Annotated in this window: 10 protein-coding genes; 1 reads left to right on the top strand and 9 read right to left on the bottom strand. The window is 65.9% G+C overall.

What is annotated here, in order from left to right:
- Nucleotides 1-11: 11 nt before the first annotated feature.
- Nucleotides 12-2,198, top strand: coding sequence for a 3-hydroxyacyl-CoA dehydrogenase NAD-binding domain-containing protein (locus BMW90_RS02810; protein WP_074834779.1), 2,187 nt, complete (start codon nt 12-14; stop codon nt 2,196-2,198).
- A gap of 150 nt (nt 2,199-2,348) precedes the next feature.
- Here the strand turns inward: BMW90_RS02810 and BMW90_RS02805 are convergent, their stop codons facing one another.
- From BMW90_RS02805 to BMW90_RS02765, 9 genes are all read right to left on the bottom strand, one after another.
- Complete coding sequence (locus tag BMW90_RS02805; RefSeq protein ID WP_074834777.1) at nt 2,349-4,403, bottom strand: 3'-5' exonuclease; 2,055 nt, start codon at nt 4,401-4,403, stop codon at nt 2,349-2,351.
- Nucleotides 4,404-4,407: 4 nt separating this feature from the next.
- Nucleotides 4,408-4,803 carry a response regulator transcription factor gene (locus BMW90_RS02800; protein WP_048532455.1) on the bottom strand — a complete coding sequence of 132 codons (396 nt, stop codon included), beginning with the start codon at nt 4,801-4,803 and terminating at the stop codon, nt 4,408-4,410.
- Between the two features lie 8 nt (nt 4,804-4,811).
- Complete coding sequence (locus tag BMW90_RS02795; protein WP_074834775.1) at nt 4,812-5,324, bottom strand: hypothetical protein; 513 nt, start codon at nt 5,322-5,324, stop codon at nt 4,812-4,814.
- A gap of 6 nt (nt 5,325-5,330) precedes the next feature.
- Entirely contained in the window at nt 5,331-7,154 is a 1,824-nt protein-coding gene (locus BMW90_RS02790; protein ID WP_074834773.1) for a DUF294 nucleotidyltransferase-like domain-containing protein, read from the bottom strand.
- A gap of 162 nt (nt 7,155-7,316) precedes the next feature.
- Nucleotides 7,317-9,104: a sodium:solute symporter family protein gene (locus BMW90_RS02785; protein WP_074834771.1), complete on the bottom strand. Its 1,788-nt coding sequence runs from the start codon at nt 9,102-9,104 to the stop codon at nt 7,317-7,319.
- A 12-nt stretch (nt 9,105-9,116) separates the two neighbouring features.
- Nucleotides 9,117-9,377, bottom strand: coding sequence for a DUF4212 domain-containing protein (locus BMW90_RS02780; RefSeq protein ID WP_074834769.1), 261 nt, complete (start codon nt 9,375-9,377; stop codon nt 9,117-9,119).
- Between the two features lie 133 nt (nt 9,378-9,510).
- Nucleotides 9,511-10,191 carry an adenylate kinase gene (locus BMW90_RS02775; protein WP_048533883.1) on the bottom strand — a complete coding sequence of 227 codons (681 nt, stop codon included), beginning with the start codon at nt 10,189-10,191 and terminating at the stop codon, nt 9,511-9,513.
- Nucleotides 10,192-10,196: 5 nt separating this feature from the next.
- The gene (gene acs, locus BMW90_RS02770) at nt 10,197-12,128 is read right to left on the bottom strand and encodes an acetate--CoA ligase (protein WP_139211177.1); all 1,932 of its coding nucleotides are present in this window, start codon (nt 12,126-12,128) and stop codon (nt 10,197-10,199) included.
- 491 nt (nt 12,129-12,619) lie between these two features.
- A complete protein-coding gene (locus BMW90_RS02765; RefSeq protein WP_083415924.1) occupies nt 12,620-13,387 on the bottom strand; it encodes a LytTR family DNA-binding domain-containing protein in 768 nt (255 codons plus the stop codon).
- Between the last annotated feature and the right edge of the window lie 129 nt (nt 13,388-13,516).

The following is a 13,516-nucleotide window of genomic DNA, read 5'->3' as shown; positions in this document are numbered from 1 at the left end:
GGAGAGCCAGAATGACCGATTTTACCCTGCGCAAGGACGCCGATGGCGTGGCCATCATCGAATGGGACGTGCCTGAAAAGAGCATGAACGTGCTGTCCCTCGACGGGCTGGCCGAGCTTGACGGCCATCTCGATGCCGCCCTGGCCGATGACGCCGTCAAGGGCATCGTTATCACCTCGGCCAAGCCGGATTTTGCCGGCGGCATGGATCTCAACGTGATCGCCAAGATGAAGGAAAGCGCCGGCGACGATCCCGCGCGCGGGCTGTTCGACGGCATCATGCAGATGCACGCCATCCTGCGCAAGATCGAGCGCGGCGGCATGGACGACAAGAACAAGGGCGGCAAGCCGGTGGCCGCCGCCCTGCCCGGCACCGCGCTGGGCATCGGGCTCGAGATTCCGCTGGCCTGCCACCGGGTCTTTGCCGCCGACAACCCGAAGGCCAAGATCGGCCTGCCCGAGATCATGGTCGGCATCTTCCCCGGCGCCGGCGGCACCACCCGTCTGGTGCGCAAGATGGGCGCCATGGCGGCCTCGCCCTTCCTGCTCGAAGGCAAGCTCTCGGATCCGAAAAAGGCCAAGATGGCCGGGCTGATCGACGAGGTGGCGGATGATCCCGTCGCCGCCGCGAAAGAGTGGATCCTGTCCGAGCCGAAATTCGTCAAACCCTGGGATGAAAAGGGCTACAAGATCCCCGGCGGCGCGCCCTATCACCCGGCCGGTTTCATGACCTTCGTCGGCGCCTCGGCCATGGTCAACGGCAAGACCAAGGGCGTCTATCCGGCCGCCAAGGCACTGCTTTCGGCGGTCTACGAAGGCGCGCTGGTGCCCTTCGACACCGCGCTCAAGGTCGAGGCGCGCTGGTTCACCAACGTGTTGATGAACCCGTCGTCGGCGGCGATGATCCGCTCGCTCTTCATCAACAAGGAAGCGCTAGAGAAAGGCGCCAACCGCCCCGAGGCCCCCGACCAGAAGGTCAAGAAGGTGGGCGTGCTGGGCGCCGGCATGATGGGCGCAGGCATCACCCTGGTCTCGGCCCTCGCCGGCATCGAGGTGGTGCTGATCGACCAGAAGCAGGAAGCGGCGGACAAGGGCAAGGCTTATACCGCCGACTACATGGACAAGGGCATCAAGCGCAAGAAAGCCACCGAAGAGAAGAAAGCGGCCACGCTGTCGCTCATCACAGCCACCACCGAATACGCCGCGCTCGAGGGCTGCGACCTGATCATCGAGGCGGTGTTCGAAGACCCCAAGATCAAGGCCGAAGTCACGGTTAAGGTCGAAGCGGTGATCGGCGACGATTGCATCTTTGCCTCGAACACCTCGACCTTGCCGATCACCCAGCTCGCCAAGGCCTCGAGCCGCCCCGAGCAGTTCATCGGCATTCACTTCTTCTCGCCGGTGGAAAAGATGATGCTGGTCGAGATCATCAAAGGCAAGCAAACCGGTGACCGCGCGGTGGCCAAGGCGCTGGATTATGTCCGCCAGATCCGCAAGACCCCGATCGTGGTCAATGACGCCCGCTTCTTCTACGCCAATCGCTGCATCATCCCCTACATCAACGAGGGCATGCGCATGGTCAAGGAAGGCGTCTCCCCGGTGCTGATCGAGAATGCCGCAAAGATGGTCGGCATGCCGCTCGGCCCGCTGCAACTGGTAGACGAGACCTCGATCGATCTCGGCGCCAAGATCGCCCGTGCCACCCGGGCGGCGATGGGCGACGCCTATCCCGATGGCGAGGTCGACGAGGTGATCTTCTGGATGGAGGCCGAAGGCCGGCTCGGCCGCAAGACCAAGGCCGGATTCTACGATTATGACGCCACCGGCAAACGCCAGGGGCTGTCGGAAACGGTCAAGGCGCAGTACCCGCAGGCCGTGGATCAGCCCGATCTGACCGAGGTGCAGCACCGTCTGCTCTTTGCCCAGGTGCTCGAGGCGGTGCGCGCGCTCGAGGAAGGCGTGCTCGAGGACATCCGCGAAGGCGATGTCGGCGCCATCCTCGGCTGGGGCTTTGCGCCCTGGTCCGGTGGCCCGTTCAGCTGGCTCGACATGATCGGCGCGCCTTATGCCGCCGAACGCTGCGACCAGCTGGCCGAGGCGCATGGCGCGCGCTTTGCCTGTCCCGATCTCCTGCGCGAGATGGCCGCCAAGGGCCAAAGCTTCTATAAACGTTTCGGCCCCGCCGCCCGGGCCGCCTGACCCAAGACGGGGCGGGCCATCCCACAGGCCCGCCCCGCACAAATGCCTCGGAACACCCTCGGTTCCGCGCGCCGCCCCGGAGCAGGAGGGCAAGCGCAGCGCCTGCATGGCGTGATGGCAGCCCCTGCACGCCCCCCACGCGCCGCCGGATCAGCGCCGATAAAGCCGCATCTGCTTCTTCATTTCGTCATGCACCTGGCCAAAGCTGTCAAACCCCTGCGCTGACAGCATTCCGAGCATTTTCACAAAGACCCTGCCGGTGGCCAGCGCATCGCCCATCGCGGTGTGGCGCTGCTCCTCGGGCAGGATGACGCCAAGCCGGACACAGAGCGCATCGAGCCTGTGCTCTTCGGTCAGACCGAAAAGCACGGCCGAAAGCAGCACGGTATCCAGAACCGGATTATCGAAGCGGCGCCCGATCGCATCCGCGTGCTTGTGAAAAAACGCCATGTCGAACGGTGCGTTATGCGCCACCAGCACCGCGCCGCGGGCGAAATCGTGCAACTGGCGACCGGCCTCGGCAATCCCCGGAGCGCCCGCCACCATCGCTTGCGTGATGCCATGCACCCGGGTCGAGGCCGCGGGAATGCTGCGGCCGGGATCGACCAGCATCTCGAGCCGCTCGGCCTCAAGCAGCCGTCCGCCCACCACCCGCAGCGCCGCGATCTGCACGATCTCGTCGCCCTGGCTGGGCAGCAAGCCGGTGGTCTCGGTGTCAAACACCACATAGGTCAGCTCGTTCAGCCGCCGGTCGGCCAGCGGCGCGGCGCGGGACTTGTCGAACAGCGCGAAATCATAGACCGCGCCGCGCAGGCCCTGCGCGCCGGTCTCTTCCACACGCGGCAGCGGCAGGCAGAGCCGCGCGTCCCCCCGGGCTCCGTCCTCCGGCCAGACATCGGTGCCGTGATGCGCCAGCACCCGTCGCCCGGTCAGCTCGGGCTGTGCCGGGTCGAGCGGCGCGGCAAGCCAGTCCTCCAGCGCGCCAAGGGCCACCGGCCTGCCCTGCCAGCTCAGCGTCACCAGCGCTTCGTCCGGCGTCGCGCCCGGGCCCAGCGCCACCGCGACCGAGGCGCCATGGCCCTGCGCCACCACCTGCCCGGCCAGCCGTGCCAGCAGCGTCACCATCATGAAGCCGTCACAGAGCACAAAGAGCCGCTGGTGATCGGTGCCGAAGGCCAGCCCGTCGCCGCGCAGCCTGGCGCGCAGGCTGTCCATCAGGTCGCGCGCGGCAATCTCCGAGCGCGGCCAGTGGCTTTGGGCAATCTCGTTGTAGCGCTGGCCGAACGTGTCGACCGCCTGCGCCAGATCACGGGTCTCCTGCTGAAACGCCTGCTCCAGCGGATCCGCCCCGGCGCGGCGCAACCGGCTCAGGGTGTCGAGGTTGGCGGCCTTGCGGCGCATGTCCTCGATCATCTCCGACAAGAGCGCCTCGCGCTCGGCGTGCAGGCCGATCTCGGCGGTGACGTCGCGCAGGGTGAGCGCGTAGCCCCCGGCCTGCGCCGCGCCCTGTCCAACCAGCCGCATCGTCACGGTGAACATCGCCCGGCCGTCCGGGGTGGCGGCAAGAAACTGGGTTTCCTGTTGAGTCGCGCCCGGCCGGCAGAGACGGTCATGGGCATGCCGCAGGGGCCCTTCGCGCAGGCAGGCCGTCACCGGCTGATCGAGCCGCGGTGCGTTGCCGGCTTGCAGAAGATCGCGGGCAACGGAATTGTAGAACACCACCATGTGATCCGCCGAACAGAGCAGGATGCCGGCGCTGACATCGGCCAGCAGCGCCTCGAGCCGGGCCTTTTCCTCGGCAAGCCGGGTGGTCTCGCGTTCGATGGCCCGGGCAAGGTCGCCCCGGGTCTCGGCCAGGCGCGCGGCAATGGCCTGGGCGGCGGGCGCCAGATCGCCGAGGTAGCGGGCGCTTTCCGGGGCCGGCAGGCGGGTGTCCTCGGCATGGGCCAGCACCCGCATCTGCGCCGCCAGTGCCTGCATCGGGCGGGCCAGGTTTTCGTCGAAGAGCCGCCAGATCCAGGTCACCAGCCCCAGCACCGCAAAGCCCGCCACAGCGCCCGCCAACACGAAACCGGCCGGATCGCGAGGCGCGCTGGCACGGGAATAGCCCAGCCAGAGACCGCCGGCGATCAGCGAGAGGCTGGCCAGCGCCAGCAGGACAAAAAACAGAAAGACGCGCAGCCGCAGGCTCTTGCGGGCAAGCATCGGGTCACGCCTCCCTTGGCCGCGCCAGAAGCGCCGCGACCTGTGCCTGAAGCTCCGACATCTCGAAGGGTTTCGACATGAAGCCATCCGCCCCCAGCGCCAGCGCCTTGCGCCGTTCGATATCGGCACCGCGCGCGGTGAGAATGAGCACGCGGGTGGCATCGAGCGCGTGGCTGGCGCGGATGTGCTGGCAGATCTCGTAGCCCGAGGCCCCCGGCAGCGTCACATCAAGCAGCACCAGATCAGGCGCCAGCCCCGCCACCTCTTGCAGCGCCCGGTGGCCGTCGTCGATATGGGTCACCTGGTGGCCCATCTTCTCGATCAGGAATTTCAGCGCCAGCGCGATGTTCTGCTCGTCCTCCACCAAAAGGATACGCGCGCCTTCCGTGCTCCCGGTCATCGCTCCCCCTACCCGCAGGCCGCAACGATCAGCGGATCGTCGGTGGCCATCTGCTCCCAGCTGTCGCTGATCATGGCCCCCTCCTCGCCATAGGTCACCTGTTCGAGCCGCGCCTGCGCCGGGCGAGCGCAATCCACCGCGATTCGGACGCCCACCGCCGCGCGCCAGCGCTCCATCAAATAGAGATCGGCGATGCGCTGCTGCGGCACGTCCGGGTTGCGTCGGATCGAATTGGTGTCGAGCGCGGCAAAGCGCGGAACCACCGGCAGCGCATAGGTCCAGGGCCGATACCAGTCACGGCTCTCGCTGGCCGCCACCACCACGACGCCGTCGGGCAATTGCGCCGCGCTGCGGGAGAACCAGTTATATTCGTTCCAGATTGAAAAGGCGATCATCACCAGCGCCGCGCCGGCAATCGTCCATGAGTGCGGAATGCGCCCCCGGGTCAGCCGGCTGAGGCCGTAGATCAGGCCGCCGCCGGCGAGGCCGGCAAAGATCGTGGCTAGAAGTTCATAGAACATGAGCTGTCATCCCAGGGTGCCGCGGCCGTGGCCGAGGGCGGATTGCATGGTGCGCACGACGACAAAGGCGTCGCGCAGGTGGCCGCGTTCGAAATCGGACAGGCTGGTCGGGGCCATGAAATTGTCAGGCGCGGCGCTGTGCTTGATCTGACGGGCCTGATGTTCAAGCCGGCTCTGGGCGATCAGGTCATAGGCGGCAATCAGGTCGCGCGCGCCGGTGGCCGAGATCACCTGCGCCTGTTGCGCCGCCAGAAGCCGTGCCCTCGTATTGGTCGGGCCGAGCCGGCCGGTCAGGGCATAGACCCGCGCCAGATCGACGACCGGCACGACGCCGTTGTGCTTGAGGTCGATGGTGTCCTTGTGCTCGCCCGAGCGGATGGTGGCAAAGCCCCGCAACAGGCTGAGCGGCGGCACGTGTTTCAGCGAATTCGACACCATGTGGCTGACAAAGATCGAATTTCCCGCCGCCCGCGCCAGCGTCTCGGCCTGCAAGTCGGCAAACAGCCGCGCGTCGCCGGCAATCGGCCGCAGGTCGAACATCACCGAGGCCAACATCTGCGCCATGGGGTCGGGCGTGGCCACCCAGGCGGCGAAATAGCCGCGCCAAGTGGCGACCGGCTGCCGCCAACGCGGGTTGGTGGCCATCATCTCCCCGGGGCAATGGTAATACCCGCAGGCGTCGAGCCCGTCACAGACAAACCGGGCCAGCGCCGCGAAATAGGCGTCATCTTCGGGCTGTGCGCTGTCGTCCAGGAACAGGCAGTTGTCCTGATCGCTGACCCCGGTCTGCTCGCGGCGGCCCTGGCTGCCGCAGGCCAGCCAGAGATAGGGCACCGGCGGAGGGCCGAGCGCCGCCTCGGCCATTTTCAAGAGCCGGCGGGTCACCGCATCGGCGATATCGGTGATCCGCCGGGTCACCACATCATGCGGCTTGCCGGTGGCCACCAGCTGCGCCAGCACCTGCGGGATCAGCAGGGTGAAGCCGCCAAGCTCGTCGACGCTCTCGGCAAAGGCGATGTCGCTGACCACCACCGCCGCGCCGATCGCCTGTTGCCGGGTCAGATCGGTCTGGGTGATGATGCCGTGAAAGCTGCCGGCTTCGGTCACCGGCACATGGCCGATCCGCCGCTCGAGCATCAGGTGCAGCACGTCCGACCCCAGATCGTTGACGCTCAGCACCGCGGGATCGGGCGTCATCACCCGGCTCACCGGGGTGTCGCCCGGCAGGCCTTCGGCCAGCACGCGGGTGGTGAAATCGCGGGTGGTGAGAATGCCCAGCAGCCGCCCCCCCTCGACCACCCCGATCGACGACACCTTGGCCTCGCGCAGCATCGCGGCGGCCTGCTGCACGGTGGTGTCGGGCGGGCAGGACAGCGGATCGGGCGCCATCAGGTAGCCGACCCGCATCTCGGCCAGGTCGCGCGCGGCGGCCCGGCGCGGCCGGACGCGATCGAAATAGCGGGCAAAGGCCCGGTCCTCGCGCAGCAACGTCTCAAAGAGCGCCGCCGGCAGTATGAGCAGGCGCACCGCGGTCTTGGCGCGGGCCGAGGTGACGGCGTGCCGGTCGCGCAGCAGACCACGTTCGCCAAAGGAGTTGCGCGGCCCCAGTGCCGAGACCTGCACGCCGTTGGCATCGGAAATCGTGACCTCGCCCGAGACGATCAGACAAAGCCCGGCCAGCACCTCGCCCAGCGCATAGATCGGCGCGCCGGGCTGAAAGCCGGCGGGCGTCATCGCCGCCGCCACCTGCGCCAGCCGGTCCGGCGCCATGGCGTCATAGGGGTGGACCGATTGCAGGAATGCCAGCGTGCTGGTCGTCTCAAGGGCCATGGGCGCCTCTGGTTGTGTGTCGGGTCCGGTTCGGGGCATGTCCGGTCGCCCCGCCTTGCTCTGGATCAAGGCTTACAGCAAATGACGGCGGCGCGCCCGGGAAACCGAGGCACGCCGCCAGAGGTCGGCCCGATATCGCGGGGGATACCGGGCCGCACCATCTCAATGGCCTTCGACGGCCGCACCTGCGCCACGCGGCACACGCACGCTTTCGACCAGTTCCTGGATGTGCTTCGGCGGTTCCGCCGTGAGCTTCGACACGAGGATCGCGGTGCCGAAGTTCAGCAGGGCGCCGATCGCCCCGAAGGAGGTCGACTTGACCGTGCCGAGCAGCGGATCGGCGTCGGTAAAGCTGTTGGTGTCGGGGATGAAGAACCAGCCCTTGTGCAGGAAGATGTAGACCAGCGTCACCAGCAGGCCGACCAGCATGCCGGCAACCGCGCCGGTGTTGTTCACCCGCTTCGAGAAGATGCCCATCATCAGCGCCGGGAAGATCGAGGCCGCTGCGAGGCCGAAGGCCAGCGCCACGGTCTGCGCCGCAAAACCCGGCGGGTTGAGCCCCAGGTAGGTCGCCACCGCGATGGCCACCGCCATGGCGATCCGAGCCGACATCAGCTCGGCGCGCTCCGACATGTTGGGCGTCAGCTGGCCCTTGAGCAGGTCATGGCTGACCGCCGAGGAGATCGCCAGCAGCAGGCCCGCCGCCGTCGACAGCGCGGCCGCAAGACCACCGGCAGCGACCAGACCGATCACCCAACCCGGCAGGTTGGCGATCTCGGGGTTGGCCAGCACCAGGATATCGCGGTTGAAGTTGGTCAGCTCGTTGCCGTCCCAGCCATTGGCCGCCGCACGTTCCTGCATTTCGGGGTTGGCATCGTTGTAGTACTGGATGCGCCCGTCGCCGTTCTTGTCTTCCCAGCCCAGCAGGCCGGTCTTCTGCCAGGTCTGCATCCAGGCATAGGTCTCGTCGGTTTCGATCTGTTCGACCGAGACCGCCTGGCCTTCGGTGCCATTGGGCCAGAATTGCTCGGTGATGTTCAGCCGCGCCATGGCGCCGACCGCGGGAGCGGTGAGATACAGCAGCGCGATGAAGATCAGCGTCCAGCCGGCCGACCAGCGCGCGTCCGACACCTTGGGCACGGTAAAGAAGCGCATGATCACATGCGGCAGCCCGGCGGTGCCGATCATCAGCGACAGGGTAAAGAGCACCATGTTGAAGGTGTCGCCATGGTGCGCGGTGTATTCGTTGAACCCGAGCTCCTGCACGATCTGGTCAAGCTTGGCCAGAAGCGGCTCGCCGCTGGCGGCGTGATCGCCAAAGAGACCCAGCGCCGGGATCGGATTGCCGGTGAGTTGCAGCGAGATGAAGACGGCCGGGATCGTATAGGCCATGATCAGCACGCAGTATTGCGCCACCTGGGTGTAGGTCACACCCTTCATGCCGCCAAAGACCGCATAGGCAAAGACCACACAGGCGCCGATCAGAAGGCCGGCGGTGTTCGACACCTCGAGGAAGCGGCCAAAGGCCACGCCGACGCCGGTCATCTGGCCGATCACATAGGTGGTCGAGGCGACGATCAGGCAGATCACCGCCACCATGCGCGCGGTGGGGCTGTAGAACCGGTCGCCGATGAACTCGGACACGGTGAACTTGCCGAACTTGCGCAGATACGGCGCGAGCAGCAGCGCCAGAAGCACATAGCCACCGGTCCAGCCCATCAGGTAGGTGGAATTGTCATAGCCGGTAAAGGCGATGAGGCCGGCCATCGAGATGAAGGAGGCCGCCGACATCCAGTCGGCCGCCGTGGCCATGCCGTTGGTGACCGGGTGCACGCCCCGCCCTGCGGCATAGAACTCCGAGGTTGAGCCCGCCCGGGCCCAGATCGCGATGCCGATGTAGAGCGCGAAAGAGGCGCCTACGAACAGCAGGTTGATGGTAAATTGATCCATGATCTCCGTCCCTTATTGCTCGTCGACGCCGTGTTCGGCATCGAGCTTGTTCATCCGCCAGGCGTAAAAGAAGATCAGCGCCAGGAAGACGATGATCGATCCCTGCTGGGCGAACCAGAAGCCCAGGTCGGTGCCGCCGACCGGGATGCCGCCGAGCATCGGCCGCAGCAGAATGCCGAAGCCGAAGGACACCAGGGCCCAGATGACCAGGCAAATCTTGACGAGGCGAATATTCGCCTGCCAGTAGCCATTGTTTTCAGAGTTGTCCGACATGTCGGTCTCTCCCCTCTCTCTCCAAAGCCTCCGGCCACCATGGCGCGGACGCACCTTCCCTGTGCGCGGGCGGCCGAGGCCCCCCGCGTTGCTCCAACGCAGATTGTGCGTAGGTTGGTCTGTCGCCCCGGCCCTAGCGGGCCTTGGCGACAATCTCTTCGAGCGCGGCGGCGATGGCGCCGATCTCGCCCATGGCATCGACGCGCTTCAGCACGCCCTGGCCGTCGTAATAGGCAATCAGCGGCGCGGTCTGCGCGTGATAGGCGGCAAGCCGCGACGCCACCGTTTCGGCATTGTCATCGGCCCGGCGCTTGAACTCGGTGCCGCCGCATTTATCGCAGATCCCGGCCTCGACCGGCTGCTTGAAGCTGTCGTGATAGCCTTCGCCGCAGTCGGCGCAGGTGTAGCGGCCGGAAATCCGCGTCACCATGGCCGCATCCTCGACCTCGAGCGAGATCGCGGCGGTAATCTTCTGGCCGCTCTCGTCGAGCAGCCGGTCGAGCGCCTCGGCCTGCGCACTCGTGCGCGGGAAGCCATCGAGGATGACGCCGCGCGCGGTGTCGGGTTCGGCCAGCCGGTCGCGCAGGATGGCGATAACGATCTCGTCGGACACCAGCCCGCCGGCCTCCATCACCGCCTTGGCCTGGCGGCCGGCCTCGGTGCCGGCGGCCACGGCGGCGCGCAGCAGGTCGCCGGTCGAGAGTTGCACCAGCCCGAAGGTCTCTTCGAGCTTGCGGGCCTGGGTGCCCTTCCCGGCGCCCGGAGGCCCGAGAAGGATCAGAACGGCGGGGCGGGTCTGCACAGAAGCCTCCATGCCCATCAGTCCCGGTTCATCCGGTTGTCGATCAAATCATCGACGACCGACGGATCGGCCAGCGTCGAGGTATCGCCCAGCGCGCCATAATCGTTCTCGGCGATCTTGCGCAGGATGCGGCGCATGATCTTGCCCGAACGGGTCTTGGGCAGGCCCGGCGCCCATTGGATCAGATCCGGGCTGGCGATCGGCCCGATCTCCTGCCGGACCCAATCGCGCAGCTCCTTGCGCAACGCGTCCGTCGGTGCATCGCCCGACATCAGCGTGACATAGCAATAGATGCCCTGCCCCTTGATGCTGTGCGGATAGCCGACCACCGCGGCCTCGGCGACCTTGGGATGCGCCACCAGCGCGCTTTCGACCTCGGCGGTGCCCATCCGGTGGCCCGAGACGTTGATCACGTCGTCGACACGGCCGGTGATCCAGTAATCGCCGTCCTCGTCGCGGCGGCAGCCGTCGCCGGAGAAGTAATAGCCCTTGTAGTCGGAGAAATAGGTCTTTTCGAACCGCTCGTGATCGCCCCAGACGGTGCGCATCTGGCCCGGCCAGCTGTCGGCGATGACCAGGACGCCCTCGACGCCATTGCCGGTGATTTCCTCGCCGGTCTGCGGATCGAGCACCTTGGGCTCGATGCCGAAGAACGGCTGTTGCGCGGCGCCGGGTTTCAGCTCGTGCGCGCCGGGCAGCGGCGTCATCATGTGGCCGCCGGTCTCGGTCTGCCACCAGGTGTCGACGATCGGGCAATTGCCCTTGCCGACAACCTCATTGTACCAGTTCCAGGCCTCTGGGTTGATCGGCTCGCCCACGGTGCCCAGAAGGCGCAGATCGCTCAGGTCGCACTTCTCGACAAACTCCGGCCCCTGCCCCATCAGCGCGCGGATGGCGGTGGGCGCGGTATAGAACTGGTTGACCTTGTGCTTTTCGCAGACCTGCCAGAAGCGGCTGGCATCCGGGTAGGTCGGCACGCCTTCGAACATCAGCGTGGTGCCGCCATTGGCGAGCGGCCCATAGACGATATAGCTGTGGCCGGTGACCCAGCCGACATCCGCCGTGCACCAGTAGATATCGCCATCGTGGTAGTCGAAGGTGATCTCATGCGTCATCGCGGCGTAGACCAGATAGCCGCCCGAGCAATGCACCACGCCCTTGGGCTGACCGGTGGAACCCGAGGTGTAGAGGATGAAAAGCGGATCCTCGGCGCCGACCTCGACCGGATCGAAGCTGTCGGCGGCATCCTTGGCCAGCGCGGTATAATCGTGATCGCGGCCGTCGTTCCAGGAGGTCTCGCCGCCGGTGCGCTTGACCACCAGGCATTTCACGCTGTCCTTGCATTGCGCCAGCGCGGCATCGGCATTCGATTTCAGCGCCGTCTTGCGGCCGCCGCGGGGGGCCTCGTCCGCGGTGATCACAACCTTGGCGTCACAGCCGTTGACCCGTGCACCCAGCGCATCGGGCGAGAACCCCGCAAAGACGATGGAATGGATCGCGCCAATGCGGGCACAGGCCAGCATGGCATAGGCGGCTTCGGGGATCATCGGCAGGTAGATCACCACCCGGTCGCCCTTGGTCACGCCCAGATCGGTCAGCACATTGGCCATCTTGCAGGTGTTGGCGTGCAGTTCCCTGTAGGAGATGTGCTGCGCCGGCTCCTCCGGGTCGTCCGGCTCCCAGATGATGGCGGTCTGGTCGCCGCGGGTCTCGAGATGGCGGTCGATGCAATTGGCGGAAACGTTCAGGGTGCCGTCGTGATACCACTTGATGTGAATGTCGCCGGGGGCAAAGCTCACATCCTTGACCTGGCTGTAGGGTTTGATCCAGTCGATGCGCTTGCCCTGCTCGGCCCAGAACGCCTCCGGATCAGCAACCGATGCGGCATACATTTCCTGATATTTCGCTGCGTCGACATGGTACTGGCGTGCGGAATGATCGTTGGGCATGTGGTCCCCCTTTTTTCCCTGTGCCGGGGCGCAGCATGGCTCCTCCATGCGCCCCGATGAACAACGTCGCGGCAAGTTTACAGAGGATTGCGGGAATTTGATGCGGGTCACTCAAGCTTAAGGCTTTTTCTGTAAAGAAATCGACAGGCGGCGCTGTCAATCAGTAAATTTTTGTGCCATTGCAGCGAAAAATGCCGTTACGTCAGATGTTTGCATTTTTGCCCGCGCCGACAGGAATTAGTAAATTTCCGCTCGGCCGCCAGATTTGGGACGCTAACAATCTTGCGCGAGGCCTGCGACAAATTTGCAGGCGTGTCGCCGCCGCGTCCCGGCGATGCCATCCGGGGCGGAAAAACCGCGACTATGGTCTCATGACCGCCGATTTGTGATCACATCAGTGATTCCCTGCGAACCCGGGCCGTTCCAGCAGGGCCGGCCGGCCCCTCGGGCATTGCCCGGCGCGACAACAGCGGTCCGGAGCGCACTTGTGATCACGCCGCCGCTTTCTGTTTCAGCGCGGCGCGCACCTTGTCGGCGTAGCGCGCGCTGACCGGCAGCTCGCGGCCGTCCGTCAGACGCAGGCGCAACCGCCCTCCCTCGCGGCAGAACCGTTCCATATGTGCCGTCATGACATAATGCGAGCGATGCACCTGAAGCCCGGCGGCGCCCTTGAGCTCGGCCAACGCGTCCGACAGGCGGATCAGCACCAGATGCGAACCAAGCGGCGTGGTGACCTCTGCATAATGGTCCTGCATCGAGATCGAGATGATATCGTCGCCCAGCGCCGGTGGCAGGCGTTTGTGAAAGACGGTGCGCCGGGTCGGCGTCTCTTCCGGCGCGCTGGCCTGACGCCACTCAAAGAACTCGACGGTCCCCACGGCCCAGCCGATCAGTGCCACCTGCATCCAGATCACAGGCAACGCCTCGGCCGAGATCATCGCCGGGCGGAACACGCCGTAGACAAAGATCACCACCGCCGCCCCCGGCAGCCCGGCCAGCACCGCTCCGATGCCAAGGCGCAACAGCCTGGGCATCCGGCCCAGATAAGCCGACTTGAGCGCCGTGGTCTGGAACACATGCATGAAAAACCCGACGCCGGTAAAGACCACGAGCCAGAACACCAGCCTCTGGTTGAAGCTCATGTACTCATAGGTTCCGAAGGGCCCGGCCAGGGTCATCACCAGCACCCCGCCAAAGAACGCGATGATCTTGCGTTCCCAGTCGATGGAGGCCCAGATCTCTGCCAAAGTTTCACGCATCGTGAAATTTGACCCTAGGTAACTCACGAAATCCAGCAAAAATTTACGAAGATTAACTAGGCCGATCCGGGATTCGGGCGTTTGATACCTGAGCCTGCCGCGATATTCAGGGGGGAGCGTTTCTTACAG

The organism is Marinovum algicola, from assembly GCF_900109145.1.
Lineage (GTDB): Bacteria > Pseudomonadota > Alphaproteobacteria > Rhodobacterales > Rhodobacteraceae > Marinovum > Marinovum algicola.
Note: the sequence above shows the minus strand (reverse complement) of the source record. Positions and strands in the feature narration are given on the sequence as shown.

Coding starts and splice junctions, on each gene's coding strand:
- BMW90_RS02810 (WP_074834779.1), top strand. CDS start 12: ATGACCGATTTTACCCTGCGCAAGGACGCCGATGGCGTGGCCATCATC.
- BMW90_RS02805 (WP_074834777.1), bottom strand. CDS start 4,403: ATGCTTGCCCGCAAGAGCCTGCGGCTGCGCGTCTTTCTGTTTTTTGTC.
- BMW90_RS02800 (WP_048532455.1), bottom strand. CDS start 4,803: ATGACCGGGAGCACGGAAGGCGCGCGTATCCTTTTGGTGGAGGACGAG.
- BMW90_RS02795 (WP_074834775.1), bottom strand. CDS start 5,324: ATGTTCTATGAACTTCTAGCCACGATCTTTGCCGGCCTCGCCGGCGGC.
- BMW90_RS02790 (WP_074834773.1), bottom strand. CDS start 7,154: ATGGCCCTTGAGACGACCAGCACGCTGGCATTCCTGCAATCGGTCCAC.
- BMW90_RS02785 (WP_074834771.1), bottom strand. CDS start 9,104: ATGGATCAATTTACCATCAACCTGCTGTTCGTAGGCGCCTCTTTCGCG.
- BMW90_RS02780 (WP_074834769.1), bottom strand. CDS start 9,377: ATGTCGGACAACTCTGAAAACAATGGCTACTGGCAGGCGAATATTCGC.
- BMW90_RS02775 (WP_048533883.1), bottom strand. CDS start 10,191: ATGGAGGCTTCTGTGCAGACCCGCCCCGCCGTTCTGATCCTTCTCGGG.
- acs (WP_139211177.1), bottom strand. CDS start 12,128: ATGCCCAACGATCATTCCGCACGCCAGTACCATGTCGACGCAGCGAAA.
- BMW90_RS02765 (WP_083415924.1), bottom strand. CDS start 13,387: ATGCGTGAAACTTTGGCAGAGATCTGGGCCTCCATCGACTGGGAACGC.